Source organism: Stenotrophomonas sp. YIM B06876 (assembly GCF_030711595.1).
In the GTDB taxonomy this organism is placed as follows: domain Bacteria; phylum Pseudomonadota; class Gammaproteobacteria; order Xanthomonadales; family Xanthomonadaceae; genus Stenotrophomonas.
On the sequence record NZ_JAUJUJ010000046.1, the window covers coordinates 1 to 16,238 of the forward strand.

The 16,238-nt window shown below is 62.7% G+C and carries 10 protein-coding genes, 1 tRNA gene and 1 pseudogene; all 12 read left to right on the forward strand.

Translation table 11 applies throughout. The annotated features are described in order from the left end of the window. The first annotated feature begins 142 nt into the window (after positions 1–142). Positions 143–218 (forward strand) — tRNA-Trp (locus tag QZH66_RS13485). Between the two features lie 50 nt (positions 219–268). Continuing rightward, positions 269–676, forward strand: coding sequence for a preprotein translocase subunit SecE (secE, locus tag QZH66_RS13490; RefSeq protein ID WP_305806461.1), 408 nt, complete (start codon positions 269–271; stop codon positions 674–676). Positions 677–686: 10 nt separating this feature from the next. Next, positions 687–1,244, forward strand: coding sequence for a transcription termination/antitermination protein NusG (gene nusG / locus QZH66_RS13495; RefSeq protein ID WP_305806462.1), 558 nt, complete (start codon positions 687–689; stop codon positions 1,242–1,244). Positions 1,245–1,442: 198 nt separating this feature from the next. Then, positions 1,443–1,871, forward strand: coding sequence for a 50S ribosomal protein L11 (gene rplK / locus QZH66_RS13500; protein ID WP_305806463.1), 429 nt, complete (start codon positions 1,443–1,445; stop codon positions 1,869–1,871). A gap of 3 nt (positions 1,872–1,874) precedes the next feature. Beyond that, entirely contained in the window at positions 1,875–2,573 is a 699-nt protein-coding gene (rplA, locus tag QZH66_RS13505) for a 50S ribosomal protein L1 (protein WP_305806464.1), read from the forward strand. A gap of 389 nt (positions 2,574–2,962) precedes the next feature. After that, positions 2,963–3,496: a 50S ribosomal protein L10 gene (rplJ, locus tag QZH66_RS13510; protein WP_305806465.1), complete on the forward strand. Its 534-nt coding sequence runs from the start codon at positions 2,963–2,965 to the stop codon at positions 3,494–3,496. Between the two features lie 64 nt (positions 3,497–3,560). Beyond that, positions 3,561–3,926, forward strand: a complete 366-nt coding sequence (rplL, locus tag QZH66_RS13515) for a 50S ribosomal protein L7/L12 (RefSeq protein ID WP_305806466.1) — start codon at positions 3,561–3,563, stop codon at positions 3,924–3,926. 295 nt (positions 3,927–4,221) lie between these two features. After that, positions 4,222–8,464: pseudogene (gene rpoB / locus QZH66_RS13520) on the forward strand (DNA-directed RNA polymerase subunit beta). Between the two features lie 92 nt (positions 8,465–8,556). Continuing rightward, positions 8,557–12,783, forward strand: a complete 4,227-nt coding sequence (gene rpoC / locus QZH66_RS13525; RefSeq protein ID WP_305806467.1) for a DNA-directed RNA polymerase subunit beta' — start codon at positions 8,557–8,559, stop codon at positions 12,781–12,783. 230 nt (positions 12,784–13,013) lie between these two features. After that, positions 13,014–13,388, forward strand: a complete 375-nt coding sequence (gene rpsL / locus QZH66_RS13530; RefSeq protein ID WP_004145320.1) for a 30S ribosomal protein S12 — start codon at positions 13,014–13,016, stop codon at positions 13,386–13,388. A 10-nt stretch (positions 13,389–13,398) separates the two neighbouring features. Continuing rightward, positions 13,399–13,866 carry a 30S ribosomal protein S7 gene (gene rpsG, locus QZH66_RS13535; RefSeq protein ID WP_305806468.1) on the forward strand — a complete coding sequence of 156 codons (468 nt, stop codon included), beginning with the start codon at positions 13,399–13,401 and terminating at the stop codon, positions 13,864–13,866. 135 nt (positions 13,867–14,001) lie between these two features. Further along, positions 14,002–16,125 (forward strand): elongation factor G, encoded by a 2,124-nt coding sequence (gene fusA, locus QZH66_RS13540; protein WP_305806469.1) that lies wholly within the window; start codon positions 14,002–14,004, stop codon positions 16,123–16,125. The last annotated feature ends 113 nt before the right edge of the window (positions 16,126–16,238 follow it).

Genomic DNA, 16,238 nt, shown 5'->3' on the forward strand with positions numbered 1-16,238 from the left:
CCGTACCGTCGGCGCCGGTGTGGTTGCCAAGATCACCAAGTAATAACCTCAGTGCCAGCAGTTACAGCTGTTGGCCGCGCGAAAGCGGGCCGGTAACCCGGTCCGCTTTCGTCGTCTGAGGGGTGTGTAATAGCCAAGTCATACGCCAGTAGCTCAATTGGCAGAGCAGCGGTCTCCAAAACCGCAGGTTGGGGGTTCGAGTCCCTCCTGGCGTGCCACTTGCCACTCTCTATCCAGTGACCTTGGTCGCATCAGCAGCAAGAGTCGGATGAATAGCAAGATCGAACATTCCAAGGGCGCCGCTTCCGGTGGCGATATCGTCAAGTACGTCATTGCCGCGTTGTTGGTGGTGGCGGGTCTGTTCGTATGGTTCTGGTTCTCTGCGCCTGATCATGCCGCCCAGCTGGGCGCATGGAGTGGCCAGCTGCGGGCCCTGGCCGTGATCGTCGGCCTGGTTGCCGGTGGTGCGGTATTCATGTTGAGCCGGAAAGGGCGGGAAACCCGTCATTTTCTTTCCGAGTCGCGCTTCGAGCTGCGCAAGGTGGTCTGGCCTACACGGCAGGAAGCGATCCGCACCACGTGGGTGGTGATTGTGGTCGTGATCATCCTGAGTCTGCTGTTGGGTGGATTCGATTTTGTCATCCAGAAGCTGACCCAGTGGTTCCTGGGACGTTGAGGAGAGAGCAGTGAAGCGTTGGTACGTCGTCCACGCCTATTCGGGCTTCGAGAAAACGGTTGCGCAGGCATTGCGTGACCGGATTGTGCGTGACGAGATGCAGGAGCGTTTCGGTGACGTGCTGGTTCCCACTGAGGAAGTGGTGGAAATGCGCGCCGGCCAGAAGCGCCGGTCCGAGCGCAAGTTCTTCCCGGGTTACGTGCTGGTCCAGATCGAAACCCATGAAGAAGCCGGTATTCCACGCATCGACAACGAAAGCTGGCATCTGGTCAAGGAAACCCCGAAGGTCATGGGTTTCATTGGTGGCACGGCGGATCGCCCGTTGCCGATCCGTGACGAAGAGGCTGCCGCTATCCTGGATCGCGTCCAGGAGGGTGTCGAGAAGCCGCGTCCGAAGGTGCTGTTCGAGCCGGGTCAGATGGTGCGCGTGACCGAGGGCCCGTTCAACGACTTCAATGGCGTTGTCGAGGAAGTCAATTACGACAAGAGCCGTGTTCGGGTGGCGGTGCTGATCTTCGGTCGATCGACTCCGGTCGAGCTGGAGTTCGGGCAGGTCGAGAAGGCCTGACCGCGTTTGCTGCCGTATTCATCCGGTGGCGGAAAGTACTGATAGAATACGTGGCTTCCTGCCAGGAAGCTGGCAAAAGCAAGGGCCGCCGCAAGGTGGCCTTCTGCGTGATCTCAAAACGCGATGCCGGGACGCGAGATTCCCGGTCCGATGGGGAGCCTGTTGTCGTAAGGCGCTAGCACCCGGAGAGTACTCAAAATGGCAAAGAAAGTTGTCGGTTACATCAAGCTGCAGGTAAAGGCCGGTCAGGCCAATCCCTCGCCGCCGGTCGGTCCTGCGCTGGGTCAGCGCGGCCTGAACATCATGGAGTTCTGCAAGGCGTTCAATGCCGCCACGCAGAAGCTGGAGCCGGGTCTGCCGGTGCCGGTCATCATTACGGCCTATTCGGACCGTACCTTCACCTTCATCACCAAGAGCACCCCGGCTGCCGTGCTGCTCAAGAAGGCCGCAGGCGTGACCACGGGCTCCAAGCGCCCGAACACCGAGAAGGTGGGCAAGATCACGCGCAAGCAGCTGGAAGAGATCGCCAAGACCAAGGAAGCGGACCTGACGGCCGCCGACCTGGACGCCGCGGTGCGTACGATTGCGGGTTCGGCCCGCAGCATGGGCTTGACGGTAGAGGGCTAAGACATGGCACAGACCAAGCGTAAGAAGGCCATCAAGGCCGCCGTCGTTCCGGGCAAGGCATATGCCTTCGATGAAGCGATCAAGATTCTGAAGACCGCCACCAGCGCCAAGTTCGTCGAAGCGATCGACGTGGCCGTGCGTCTGGGCGTGGATGCCAAGAAGTCCGACCAGCAGGTGCGCGGTTCCACCGTGCTGCCGGCCGGTACCGGCAAGTCGGTCCGTGTGGCGGTGTTCGCCCCGGCCGGTGCCAAGGCTGATGAGGCCCTGGCCGCTGGCGCCGAAGCCGTCGGTATGGACGACCTGGCCGAGAAGATGCAGGCCGGCGATCTGAACTATGATGTCGTCATCGCCACCCCGGACGCCATGCGCGTTGTCGGCAAGCTCGGCACCCTGCTGGGCCCGCGTGGTTTGATGCCGAACCCGAAGGTCGGCACGGTTTCCGCCAACCCGGGTGAAGCGGTCAAGAATGCCAAGTCGGGTCAGGTGCGTTACCGCACCGACAAGGCCGGCATCATCCACTGCACGATCGGCAAGGCCAGCTTCGACGAAGCGGCGCTGAAGTCGAACCTGCAGGCGCTGCTGATGGACCTGGTCAAGGCCAAGCCGGCGACCTCGAAGGGCCTGTACCTGCAGAAGGTTTCGGTCAGCTCGACGATGGGCCCGGGCGTGACCGTGGACCAGTCCTCGCTGTCGCTGAAGTAATTGTTTGAAGCGGCCGCGGTACCCCAGGGTGCCGTGGCCGTCATTTTGAAGGCGTTGCGCGCAGGTTCGCCTGGCGCGATAGCCGTCAAAGACCGCAGGCGCGGTCTGCGCATATCGGCGACGGGCAGGGAAGCTCGCTTTGGCAGGGAGTCGCCGCCGGTACAGCGGGATCGCTTAATGGGTTCCTTCGGGAATCGCCCTGCGTAGATGGTGCCGCCCTTCTGGAGTTTTTCTGGTTCACGCACGTCTGGGGTAACCCGGGTTGGCCCACTCCAGGTCTAGAACGGCCACCACAGGAGCATCGGTCGATGTTCCCGGCATCCAGGAAGGATGCTGTCCAGGACCGCACACGGCAGGAGCCGGAAGCGGAGTTCAATCGGAGAAGTGCAATGGCTCTCAATCTGTCCCAGAAGCAAGAAGTCGTCGCCGAACTGGCAGACGTCGCCGCCAAGGCCCACTCCTTGATCGCAGTCGAATACGCAGGCACCACGGTCGCCCAGATGACCGCGATGCGCAAGCAGGCCCGTGAAACCGGTGTTTTCTTGAAAGTTGTCAAGAACACGCTGGCGGCACGTGCTGTTGAAGGTACCGAATACGAGTGCGCCAAAGACGCGCTGGTCGGTCCTTTGCTTTATGCGTTCTCGCTTGAGGAGCCCGGCGCAGCCGGTCGCCTGATCAAGGATTTCGCCAAGGGTAATGACAAGCTGCAGGCGAAAGTCGTGGCCATCGGGGGAGAGCTTTTCCCGGGTAGCCACCTCGAAGTGCTGGCATCGTTGCCGACCCGTGATCAGGCGTTGGCCATGTTGGCCCGTGTCCTGACCGAGCCGGTCACCATGTTCGCGCGCGCCATCAAGGCTGTTGGTGAGAAGCAGGAAGGTGGCGCAGCGGTCGATGCTGCCGAGCCGGCTGCTGAAACCGCCTGAGTTCGACGTCCCACGTGGTTCCGCGAAGAACCTCAATCCAGAATATTTTTCAAAGGTAATCAAAATGTCCCTTACCAACGAACAGATCGTCGACTCCATCGCCGAGAAGTCCCTGATGGAAGTGATGGAGCTGGTCAAGGCCATCGAAGAGAAGTTTGGCGTTTCCGCCGCTGCTCCGGTTGCCGTCGCTGCTGCCGGCCCGGCCGCTGTCGTCGAAGAGCAGACCGAATTCAACGTCATCCTGAAGGAAGCCGGCGCCAAGAAGGTCGAAGTGATTAAGGCCGTTCGCGCCATCACCGGCCTGGGCCTGAAGGAAGCGAAGGATCTGGCCGAAGCCGGTGGCGTCGTGAAGGAAGGCGCTTCGAAGGAAGACGCCGAGAAGATGAAGAAGGACCTCGAAGCCGCTGGTGCGACTGTCGAACTGAAGTAATCGGTACCTTGCGTCGCCATCGAATCACGGCGATGCAGCCAAGGCTGGGGGCGTAAGCCCCCGGCCTTTGGCCGTTTCAAACCGCAAAGGGATTGCGGCAGCGGGTGCCGGTGCGCGCCAGCCAGTGAGGGCTGGAACGGCCGGGCAGTCCAGCTCCGGATCCACGCGAGTTGGCAGTTGGAAGTAGCAAAAGAAGGCGTGCTGGTGCCGGCAATACCAGCGACTTCCAACTGACAATTCAATGTTTTTTTCGGGTCGCGGACGCGCGGCCTGCACAGCCAAGGCGGAAGACCTCATGACGTCATATTCGTTCACCGAAAAGAAGCGCATCCGCAAGGATTTCGGCAAGCAGAGCTCGATTCTGGAAGTGCCGTTCCTGCTCGCCATCCAGGTGGATTCCTACCGCGCATTCCTGCAGGAAGATGTGGAGCCGGCCAAGCGTTCGGACCACGGCCTGCACGCGGCCCTGAAGTCGGTGTTCCCGATCTCCAGCTACAGCGGCAACGCCGCGCTGGAATATGTGGGCTACAAGCTCGGCGATCCCGTGTTCGACGAGCGCGAGTGCCGCCAGCGTGGCATGAGCTACGGCGCGCCGCTGCGCGTGACCGTGCGTCTGGTCATCTATGACCGCGAGTCGTCCACCAAGGCGATCAAGTATGTGAAGGAGCAGGAGGTCTATCTGGGTGAAATCCCGCTGATGACCGACAACGGCACCTTCATCGTCAACGGTACCGAGCGCGTCATCGTGTCGCAGCTGCACCGTTCGCCGGGCGTGTTCTTCGACCACGACCGTGGCAAGACCCACAGCTCGGGCAAGCTGCTGTACAGCGCCCGCATCATTCCCTACCGCGGCTCGTGGCTGGACTTCGAGTTCGACCCGAAGGACGCGCTGTTCACCCGTATCGACCGTCGCCGCAAACTGCCGGTGTCGATCCTGCTGCGTGCGCTGGGCTACAACAACGAAGAAATGCTGGCCGAGTTCTTCGAGATCAACACCTTCCACATCAACCCCGATGAAGGTGTGCAGCTCGAACTGGTCTCCGAGCGCCTGCGCGGCGAGACCCTGAACTTCGATCTGGCCGATGGCGACAAGGTCATCGTCGAAGCCGGCAAGCGCATCACCGCGCGCCACGTCAAGCAGCTGGAATCCTCGGGCATTGCCGCCCTGGCGGTGCCGGACGACTATCTGGTCGGTCGCATCCTGTCGCACGACGTGGTCGACGCCAATACCGGTGAGCTGCTGGCCCAGGCCAACGACGAAATCACCGAAGAACAGTTGCAGGCGTTCCGCAAGGCCGGCGTGGATGCCGTGGGCACGCTGTGGGTGAACGACCTGGATCGTGGTCCGTACCTGTCCAACACCCTGCGCATCGATCCGACCAAGACCCAGCTCGAAGCGCTGGTCGAGATCTACCGCATGATGCGTCCGGGCGAGCCGCCGACCAAGGATGCCGCGCAGAACCTGTTCCACAACCTGTTCTTCACCTTCGAGCGCTACGACCTGTCCACGGTCGGCCGCATGAAGTTCAACCGCCGGGTCGGCCGCAAGGAAGTCACCGGCGAGTCGGTGCTGTACGACCGCAAGTATTTCGGCGAGCGCAACGACGAAGAGTCCAAGCGCCTGGTGGCCGAGCATGGCGACAGCTCCGACATCCTGGAAGTGCTCAAGGTGCTGACCGAGATCCGCAACGGTCGCGGCATGGTCGATGACATCGACCATCTGGGTAACCGTCGCGTGCGTTCGGTCGGTGAAATGGCCGAGAACGTGTTCCGCGTGGGCCTGGTCCGCGTCGAGCGCGCGGTCAAGGAGCGGCTGTCGATGGCCGAGTCCGAAGGCTTGACCCCGCAGGAGCTGATCAACGCCAAGCCGGTCGCCGCGGCCATCAAGGAATTCTTCGGCTCCTCGCAGCTGTCGCAGTTCATGGACCAGAACAACCCGCTGTCGGAAGTGACGCACAAGCGTCGCGTCTCGGCGCTGGGCCCGGGCGGTCTGACCCGCGAGCGTGCCGGCTTCGAAGTGCGCGACGTGCACCCGACCCATTACGGCCGCGTCTGCACCATCGAAACCCCGGAAGGCCCGAACATCGGCCTGATCAACTCGCTGGCCGTGTATGCCCGCACCAACGAGTACGGGTTCCTGGAGACCCCGTACCGCAAGGTGGTGGACGGCCAGGTCACCGACGACGTCGAATACCTGTCGGCGATCGAGGAGAACGAGTACGTCATCGCCCAGGCCAACGCCCTGACCGATGCCAAGAACACGCTCACCGAGCTGTTCGTCCCGTGCCGTTACCAGGGTGAGTCGCTGCTCAAGCCGCCGGCCGAGGTCCACTTCATGGACGTCTCGCCGATGCAGACCGTGTCGATCGCCGCGGCGCTGGTGCCGTTCCTGGAGCACGATGACGCCAACCGTGCACTGATGGGCGCCAACATGCAGCGCCAGGCGGTGCCGACCCTGCGCGCGCAAAAGCCGCTGGTGGGTACCGGTATCGAACGCGCCGTGGCGCGCGACTCGGGCGTCACCGTGAACGCGCTGCGGGGTGGCGAGATCGTGCAGATCGACGCCGGCCGCATCGTGGTCAAGGTCAACGAGGTGGAGATCACCGATGCGGCCGATGCCGGCGTGGATATCTACAACCTGATCAAGTACACCCGTTCCAACCAGAACACCTGCATCAACCAGCGTCCGCTGGTGAACGTGGGTGACGTGATCGCGCGCGGCGACGTGCTGGCCGACGGCCCGTCCACCGACATCGGCGAGCTGGCGCTGGGCCAGAACATGCTGATCGCGTTCATGCCGTGGAACGGCTACAACTTCGAAGACTCCATCCTGCTGTCCGAGCGGGTGGTGGAAGAGGACCGTTACACCACGATCCACATCGAGGAGCTGACCTGCGTTGCGCGTGACACCAAGCTGGGGCCGGAGGAGATTTCCGCCGATATCCCCAACGTGTCCGAGCATGCATTGAACCGTCTGGACGAATCGGGCGTGGTGTACATCGGTGCCGAAGTGCGCGCCGGCGACATCATGGTCGGCAAGGTGACGCCGAAGGGCGAAAGCCAGCTGACCCCGGAAGAAAAGCTGCTGCGCGCGATCTTCGGTGAGAAGGCGTCCGACGTTAAGGACAGCTCGCTGCGCGTGCCGCCGGGCATGGACGGCACCGTCATCGACGTGCAGGTCTTCACCCGCGACGGCATCGAGAAGGACAAGCGTGCGCGCCAGATCGAAGAGAGCGAGATCAAGCGCGTCAAGAAGGACTTCGACGACCAGTTCCGCATCCTCGAAGGCGCCATCTACGCGCGTCTGCGTTCGCAGATCGTCGGCAAGGTGGCCAATGGCGGCACCGGCCTGAAGAAGGGCGACGTCATCTCCGACGCCTACCTGGATGGCCTGAAGAAGGCGGACTGGTTCCTGCTGCGGATGAAGGACGAAGATGCTTCCGACGCCATCGAGCGTGCGCAGAAGCAGATCCAGGCGCACGAGAAGGAGTTCGAGCGTCGCTTCGCCGACAAGCGCGGCAAGATCACCCAGGGCGATGATCTGGCCCCGGGCGTGCTGAAGATGGTCAAGGTGTTCCTGGCCGTGAAGCGCCGCATCCAGCCGGGCGACAAGATGGCCGGCCGCCACGGCAACAAGGGTGTGGTGTCCAACGTGGTTCCGGTCGAGGACATGCCGTACATGGAGAACGGCGAGACGGTCGACATCGTGCTCAATCCGCTCGGCGTGCCGTCNGTCCAACGTGGTTCCGGTCGAGGACATGCCGTACATGGAGAACGGCGAGACGGTCGACATCGTGCTCAATCCGCTCGGCGTGCCGTCGCGTATGAACATCGGCCAGATTCTGGAAGTGCACCTGGGCTGGGCGGCCAAGGGCCTGGGTCGCAAGATCCAGGGCATGCTGGAGGCCCAGAACGCGGTCGCCAACCTGCGCTCGTTCCTGAACGAGATCTACAACCACGACATCGCCAGCCATGCCGAGCGGGTGGACCTGACCCAGTTCAGCGACGAAGAGCTGTTGCGCCTGGCCAAGAACCTGACCGACGGCGTGCCGATGGCCACCCCGGTGTTCGACGGTGCCAGCGAGGCCGAGATCAAGCGCATGCTGGAACTGGCCGAGCTGCCGCAGAGTGGCCAGACCCAGCTGTACGACGGTCGCACCGGTGAGGCGTTCGATCGCCACACCACGGTCGGTTACATGCATTACCTGAAGCTGAACCACCTGGTCGACGACAAGATGCACGCCCGTTCGACCGGCCCGTACTCGCTCGTTACCCAGCAGCCGCTGGGCGGCAAGGCGCAGTTCGGTGGCCAGCGCTTCGGTGAAATGGAAGTCTGGGCGCTGGAAGCCTACGGCGCGGCCTACACCCTGCAGGAAATGCTGACGGTGAAGTCCGATGACGTGCAGGGCCGCAACCAGATGTACAAGAACATCGTTGACGGTGAGCACGAGATGGTCGCGGGCATGCCGGAATCCTTCAACGTCCTGGTGAAGGAAATCCGCTCGCTGGCCATCAACATGGAACTGGAAGAGAACTGATCGCGCGCCGCGCCGGTGCCTTCGGGTACCGGCGCCGCCGACAAGTGAACCGACAGCCCCATCGACACGTATTCCTCCTTCTGGAGAACACCATGAAAGACCTGCTCAACCTCTTCAACCAGCCGCGCCAGACGCTGGATTTCGACGCGATCAAGATCGCGCTGGCCTCGCCGGACCTGATCCGCTCGTGGTCCTTTGGCGAAGTGAAGAAGCCCGAGACCATCAACTACCGCACCTTCAAGCCGGAGCGTGACGGCCTGTTCTGCGCCGCCATCTTCGGGCCGGTCAAGGACTACGAGTGCCTGTGCGGCAAGTACAAGCGCATGAAGCACCGCGGCGTCGTGTGCGAGAAGTGCGGCACCGAAGTGACCCTGGCCAAGGTGCGCCGCGAGCGCATGGGCCATATCGATCTGGCCTCGCCGGTCGCGCACATCTGGTTCCTGAAGTCGCTGCCGTCGCGCATCGGCCTGATGCTGGACATGACCCTGCGCGATATCGAGCGCGTGCTGTACTTCGAAGCCTATGTGGTGACCGAGCCGGGCCTGACCACGCTCGAGCGCCGCCAGCTGCTGACCGAAGAGCAGTACCTGACCGCGCGTCAGGAACACGGTGACGATTTCGACGCCGCCATGGGCGCCGAGGCGGTGTTCGACCTGCTGCGCACGATCGACCTGCAGGCGGAGATGGTCCGTTTGCGCGAGGAGATCGCCAGCACCGGTTCGGAAACCAAGCTCAAGCGCCTGACCAAGCGCATCAAGCTGGTCGAAGCCTTCCTCGAGTCGGGCAACCGTCCGGAGTGGATGGTGATGACCGTGCTGCCGGTATTGCCGCCGGACCTGCGTCCGCTGGTGCCGCTGGACGGTGGCCGTTTCGCGACCTCGGATCTGAACGATCTGTACCGCCGCGTCATCAACCGCAACAACCGCCTGCGTCGCCTGCTGGAGCTCAATGCGCCGGACATCATCGTGCGCAACGAAAAGCGCATGCTGCAGGAATCGGTTGACGCGCTGCTGGACAACGGCCGTCGCGGCCGTGCCATCACCGGCACCAACAAGCGCCCGCTGAAGTCGCTGGCCGACATGATCAAGGGCAAGCAGGGCCGCTTCCGCCAGAACCTGCTGGGCAAGCGCGTGGACTACTCGGGCCGTTCGGTCATCGTGGTCGGTCCGTACCTGCGCCTGCACCAGTGCGGCCTGCCGAAGAAGATGGCGCTGGAGCTGTTCAAGCCGTTCGTGTTCGCCAAGCTGCAGCGTCGTGGCCTGGCCACCACCATCAAGGCCGCCAAGAAGCTGGTCGAGCGCGAAGAAGCCGAAGTCTGGGACATCCTGGAAGAGGTCATCCGCGAACATCCGGTGATGTTGAACCGCGCGCCGACCCTGCACCGTCTGGGCATCCAGGCGTTCGAGCCGGTGCTGATCGAAGGCAAGGCGATCCAGCTGCATCCGCTGGTCTGTACCGCGTTCAACGCCGACTTCGACGGTGACCAGATGGCCGTCCACGTACCGCTCTCGCTGGAAGCCCAGCTCGAGGCGCGTGCGCTGATGATGTCCACCAACAACATCCTGTCGCCGGCCAACGGCGAGCCGATCATCGTGCCGTCGCAGGACGTGGTGCTGGGTCTGTACTACATGACCCGCTCGCTGGTGAACAAGAAGGGCGAGGGCATGGCCTTCGCCAACCTCGCCGAAGTCAAGCGCGCCTATGACAACCGCGTGGTGGAACTGCACGCACGCGTCAAGGTCCGCATCACCGAAGTGGTGACCGACGAGGAAGGCAACAAGCAGAACAGGAACTCGATCGTGGAAACCACGATCGGGCGCGCGTTGCTGGCCGAGATCCTGCCCGAGGGCCTGCCGTTCGAGCTGGCCAACGTCGAGCTGACCAAGAAGAACATCAGCCGCCTGATCAACTCCAGCTATCGCCAGCTGGGCCTGAAGGACACGGTCGTATTCGCCGACAAGCTGATGTACACCGGCTTCGCCTACGCGACCCGTGCCGGCGTGTCGATCGGTATCGACGACATGCTGATCCCGGACGCGAAGAAGGGCATCCTCACCGAGGCCGAAGCCGAAGTGCTGGAAATCCAGGAGCAGTACCAGTCGGGCCTGGTCACCGCCGGCGAGCGCTACAACAAGGTGGTCGACATCTGGTCGCGCACCAACGAGCGCATTGCCAAGGCGATGATGGAAACCATCGGTACCGAGAAGGTGGTCAATGCCGAGGGCGAGACGATCGACCAGAAGTCGATGAACTCGCTGTACATCATGGCCGACTCCGGTGCGCGTGGTAGTCAGGCGCAGATCCGTCAGCTGGCCGGTATGCGTGGCCTGATGGCGCGTCCGGACGGCTCGATCATCGAGACGCCCATCAAGGCGAACTTCCGTGAAGGTCTGAACGTGCAGGAGTACTTCAACTCCACCCACGGTGCCCGTAAGGGTCTGGCCGATACCGCGCTGAAGACGGCGAACTCGGGTTATCTGACCCGTCGTCTGGTCGACGTGGCACAGGACGTGGTCATCACCGAGACCGATTGCGGCACCATCGAAGGTCTCACCATGACGCCGATCGTGGAAGGCGGCGACGTTGTGGAGCCGTTGAAGGACCGCGTGCTGGGCCGTGTCGTGGCCGAAGATGTGTTCCTGCCGGGCAATGACGAAGATCCGATCGTGACCCGCAACACGCTGCTCGACGAGCAGTGGGTGGCCAAGCTGGAAGACGCCGGCGTGCAGTCGATCAAGGTGCGTTCGACCATCACCTGCGCCTCGTCCTTCGGCGTGTGTTCGCATTGCTACGGCCGCGATCTGGCCCGTGGCCACATCGTCAACATCGGCGAGGCGGTGGGTGTCATTGCCGCGCAGTCGATCGGTGAGCCGGGTACCCAGCTGACCATGCGTACGTTCCACATCGGTGGTGCGGCCTCGCGTGCGGCAGCGGTGGACAACATCACGGTCAAGACCACCGGTTCGGTGAAGTTCAACAACCTCAAGCATGTCGAGCACACCAGCGGCAATCTGGTGGCGGTGTCGCGTTCGGGCGAGCTGTCCATCCTCGACGGCCACGGCCGCGAGCGCGAGCGTTACAAGCTGCCTTACGGTGCCACCATCACCTCCAAGGACGGTGATGCGGTCAAGGCCGGGCAGTCGGTCGCCAACTGGGACCCGCATAACCACCCGATCGTGTCGGAAGTGGCCGGTTTCATCCGCTTCATCGACTTCATCGATGGCGTCACCGTCATCGAGAAGACCGATGAGCTGACCGGCCTGGCCTCGCGCGAGATCACCGATCCGAAGCGCCGCGGTTCGCAGGCCAAGGATCTGCGCCCGATCGTGCGCATCGTCGATGCCAAGGGCAACGATCTGACCATCCCGAACACCGACCTGCCGGCGCAGTACCTGCTGCCGCCGCGCTCGATCGTCAACCTGCAGGACGGCGCCGCCGTCGGCGTGGGTGACGTGGTTGCCAAGATCCCGCAGGAAGCGTCCAAGACCCGTGACATCACCGGTGGTCTGCCGCGCGTGGCCGATCTGTTCGAGGCCCGCAAGCCGAAGGATCCGGCGATCCTGGCCGAGCGTTCGGGCATCATCAGCTTCGGCAAGGACACCAAGGGCAAGCAGCGCCTGATCATCAAGGACACCGATGGTTCGGAGCACGAAGAGCTGATTCCGAAGTACCGCCAGGTCATCGTGTTCGAAGGTGAGCACGTGTCCAAGGGTGAAACCATCGTGGACGGCGAGCCGAGCCCGCAGGACATCCTGCGCTTGAAGGGCATCGAGGATCTGGCCGCGTATCTGGTGAAGGAAATCCAGGACGTGTACCGTCTGCAGGGTGTGAAGATCAACGACAAGCACATCGAGGTGATCACCCGTCAGATGCTGCGCAAGGTCGAGATCACCGATCAGGGCGGCAGCAAGTTCCTGAATGGCGAGCAGGCCGAACGCCAGCGCGTCATCGAGGAAAACGCCCGCCTGGTCACGCGCAATGAACTGGTTGCCAAGTACGATCCGGTGCTGCTTGGCATCACCAAGGCATCGCTGGCGACCGAATCGTTCATTTCGGCCGCCTCGTTCCAGGAAACCACCCGCGTGCTGACCGAGGCTGCCGTGCGCGGCACCAGCGACAACCTGCGCGGCCTGAAGGAAAACGTCATCGTGGGTCGCCTGATTCCGGCCGGTACCGGTCTGGCATACCACACCAAGCGCCGTCGTGGCGCCTCCGGTCTGACCGATTCGGAGATGGCGACCCTGGCCGGTACGGCAGTGGCTCCCGAGGCGGTGGCGGAAGCGGCGGAAGCCGAGCCGGCGACCGGCGCCGAAGAGTAAGAGCGAAAACCTGGCGCTCCGTTCGCGGAGCGGCATGTTGGACCTGAACGGGGCACAAGGAGGCGCCCCTGTAACGACCCAGGATCAGGGTCGGCCGGGCGGAGCGCGGTTGACTGCGTTTTCGCCAGGTTGCTACAATCGTCTGTCTCAGCAGGCCAAAATTCTGGCCTGCTATTCAATTTCCGTATCTATGGCCGTTTTTTACCGGCCCCACTCAGAAGAACCTACTGATGGCGACGATCAACCAGCTTGTCCGCAAGCCGCGGCAAGCGACCACTTACAAGAGTGCCTCGCCGGCGCTGGACAAGTGTCCGCAGCGCCGTGGCGTGTGCACGCGCGTTTACACCACCACCCCGAAGAAGCCGAACTCGGCCCTGCGTAAGGTTGCCAAAGTGCGCCTGACGAACCAGGAAGAGGTCATCAGCTACATCGGTGGTGAAGGCCACAACCTGCAGGAGCATTCCGTGGTCCTGATCCGCGGTGGCCGCGTCAAGGATCTGCCGGGTGTGCGTTACCACACCGTGCGTGGCTCGCTCGACGCCGCCGGCGTTGCCAAGCGCCGCCAGGCCCGTTCCAAGTACGGCGCCAAGCGTCCGAAGGCTTAAGGAATAACTCATGTCCCGTAAAGGTAATACTCCGCAGCGCGCTGTCCTGCCGGATCCGAAGCACGGAAGCGAGACCATTGCCCGCTTCATCAACATGGTGATGTTGAGCGGCAAGAAGTCGGTCGCAGAAAAGATCGTCTATGGCGCCATGGACGTGATCGGCGAGAAGAACGGCAATGCCGTCGAGCTGGTGCAGAAGGCGCTGGACAACGTGTCGCCGGCCGTCGAAGTGAAGTCGCGCCGCGTTGGTGGTGCCACCTACCAGGTGCCGGTCGAGGTGCGTACCTCCCGCCGGATGGCGCTGGCAATGCGCTGGCTGATCGACTCGGCGCGCAAGCGTGGCGAGAACACCATGCCGCGCAAGCTGGCTGCCGAACTGATCGATGCCTCGGAAAGCCGTGGTGGCGCGATCAAGAAGCGTGAAGAAACTCACCGTATGGCGGAAGCGAACAAGGCCTTCGCTCACTACCGCTGGTGATTTCCATGGGCCCTGGCAACGGGGCCCCTGGCACTTGCAAAGTGCCGTTCGTGGCGCAACAGCGCCGCGTCAAACCGAAGGCCGCCGCAAGGCGGCGTTCGGCCATCCTAATTCCGTGAAATTGAGAGGCTCCCCGTGGCCCGCACCACTCCTATCGAGCGTTACCGCAACTTCGGCATCATGGCCCACATCGATGCCGGCAAGACCACCACGTCCGAGCGCATCCTGTTCTACACGGGTGTGAACCACAAGCTGGGCGAGACCCATGACGGTTCGGCCACCATGGACTGGATGGAGCAGGAGCAGGAGCGTGGCATCACGATCCAGTCCGCTGCCACCACCGCGTTCTGGAAGGGCATGGACAAGTCGATGGAGGAGCATCGCTTCAACATCATCGACACCCCCGGGCACGTCGACTTCACCATCGAAGTGGAGCGCTCGCTGCGCGTGCTCGACGGTGCGGTGTTCGTGCTGTGCGCCGTCGGCGGCGTGCAGCCGCAGTCCGAGACGGTGTGGCGCCAGGCCAACAAGTACAAGGTGCCGCGCATCGCGTTCGTCAACAAGATGGACCGTACCGGCGCCAATTTCGAGAAGGTCCGTGACCAGCTGAAGAGCCGCCTGGGCGCCGTGCCGGTGCCGATGCAGGTGCCGATCGGTGCCGAGGACAATTTCGAGGGCGTCGTCGACCTGCTGAAGATGAAGGCCATCCATTGGGATTCGGCCAGCCAGGGCCTGACCTTCGAATACCGTGATATCCCGGCCGAACTGGTTGCAAAGGCCGAAGACGCCCGTGCATTCATGGTCGAGTCGGCTGCCGAAGCCAGCGAAGAGCTGATGGAGAAGTACCTTGCCGGCGAAGAGCTGAGCGAGGTGGAGATCGTCGAGGCGCTGCGTGTACGTACGCTGGCCACCGAGATCGTGCCGATGTTCTGCGGCACCGCGTTCAAGAACAAGGGCGTGCAGGCGATGCTGGACGGTGTTGTCCGTCTGCTGCCGTCGCCGGTGGACGTGCCGTCGGTGACGGGTACGGACGTACATGACGAAGAGAAGGTGCTGGAGCGCGCGTCCGACGACAAGGCGCCTTTCTCGGCGCTGGCGTTCAAGATCATCACCGATCCGTTCGTGGGCTCGCTGACCTTCTTCCGTGTCTACTCGGGCGTGCTCAATGCCGGTGATCAGGTGCTGAACTCGGTCAAGGGCAAGAAGGAGCGCATCGGCCGTCTGCTGCAGATGCATTCCAACGACCGCACCGAGATCAAGGCCGTGTGTGCCGGCGATATCGCCGCAGCGGTGGGTCTGAAGGATGTCACCACCGGCGACACCATGTGCGACCTGGCCAATCCGATCATCCTGGAGCGCATGGTGTTCCCGGAGCCGGTGATCTCGATGGCGGTGGAGCCGAAGACCAAGTCGGACCAGGAGAAGATGGGCAACGCCCTGAGCCGTCTGGCGCAGGAAGATCCCTCGTTCCGTGTCAAGACCGACGAAGAATCCGGCCAGACGATCATCTCGGGCATGGGCGAGTTGCACCTGGACATCATCGTCGACCGCATGCGTCGCGAATTCAGTGTCGAGGCCAACGTCGGCAAGCCGCAGGTGGCGTACCGCGAGACCATCCAGAAGTCGGACGTCAAGTCGGACTACAAGCACGCCAAGCAGTCCGGTGGTAAGGGCCAGTACGGTCACGTGGTGATCGAGCTGTCGCCGATGACCGAAGAGGACCGCAAGAACCCGAACGTGAAGGACGACTTCCTGTTCATCAACGACATCACCGGTGGCGTGATTCCGAAGGAATTCATTCCGTCAGTTGAAAAGGGTCTGCGTGAAACCATCACCAGTGGTCCGCTGGCCGGTTATCCGGTGGTGGGCGTCAAGGTCAAGCTGGTGTTCGGCTCGTACCATGACGTCGACTCCTCGGAAATGGCGTTCAAGCTGGCCGCCTCGATGGCGTTCAAGGAAGGTTTCCGCAAGGCCTCCCCGGTTCTGCTGGAGCCGATCATGAAGGTCGAGATCGTGACCCCGGAGGAATACCTGGGTGACGTGATGGGTGACGTGAGCCGCCGTCGCGGCGTGCTGCAGGGTTCGGACGAAACGCCGTCGGGCAAGATCATCAACGCGATGATTCCGCTGGGCGAGATGTTCGGATATGCCACCTCGCTGCGTTCGCAGAGCCAGGGGCGTGCCACCTTCACGATGGAATTCGACCATTACGAGCCGGCGCCGTCCAACATCGCCGAAACCGTCGTCAAGAAGTCCTGAGCCTCGCGCTCAGGATGTTCCAAAACAAATTGAATTGAGGATCAAGAGAAATGGCCAAGGGTAAGTTTGAGCGCACCAAGCCGCACGTCAACGTCGGCACCATCGGTCACGTC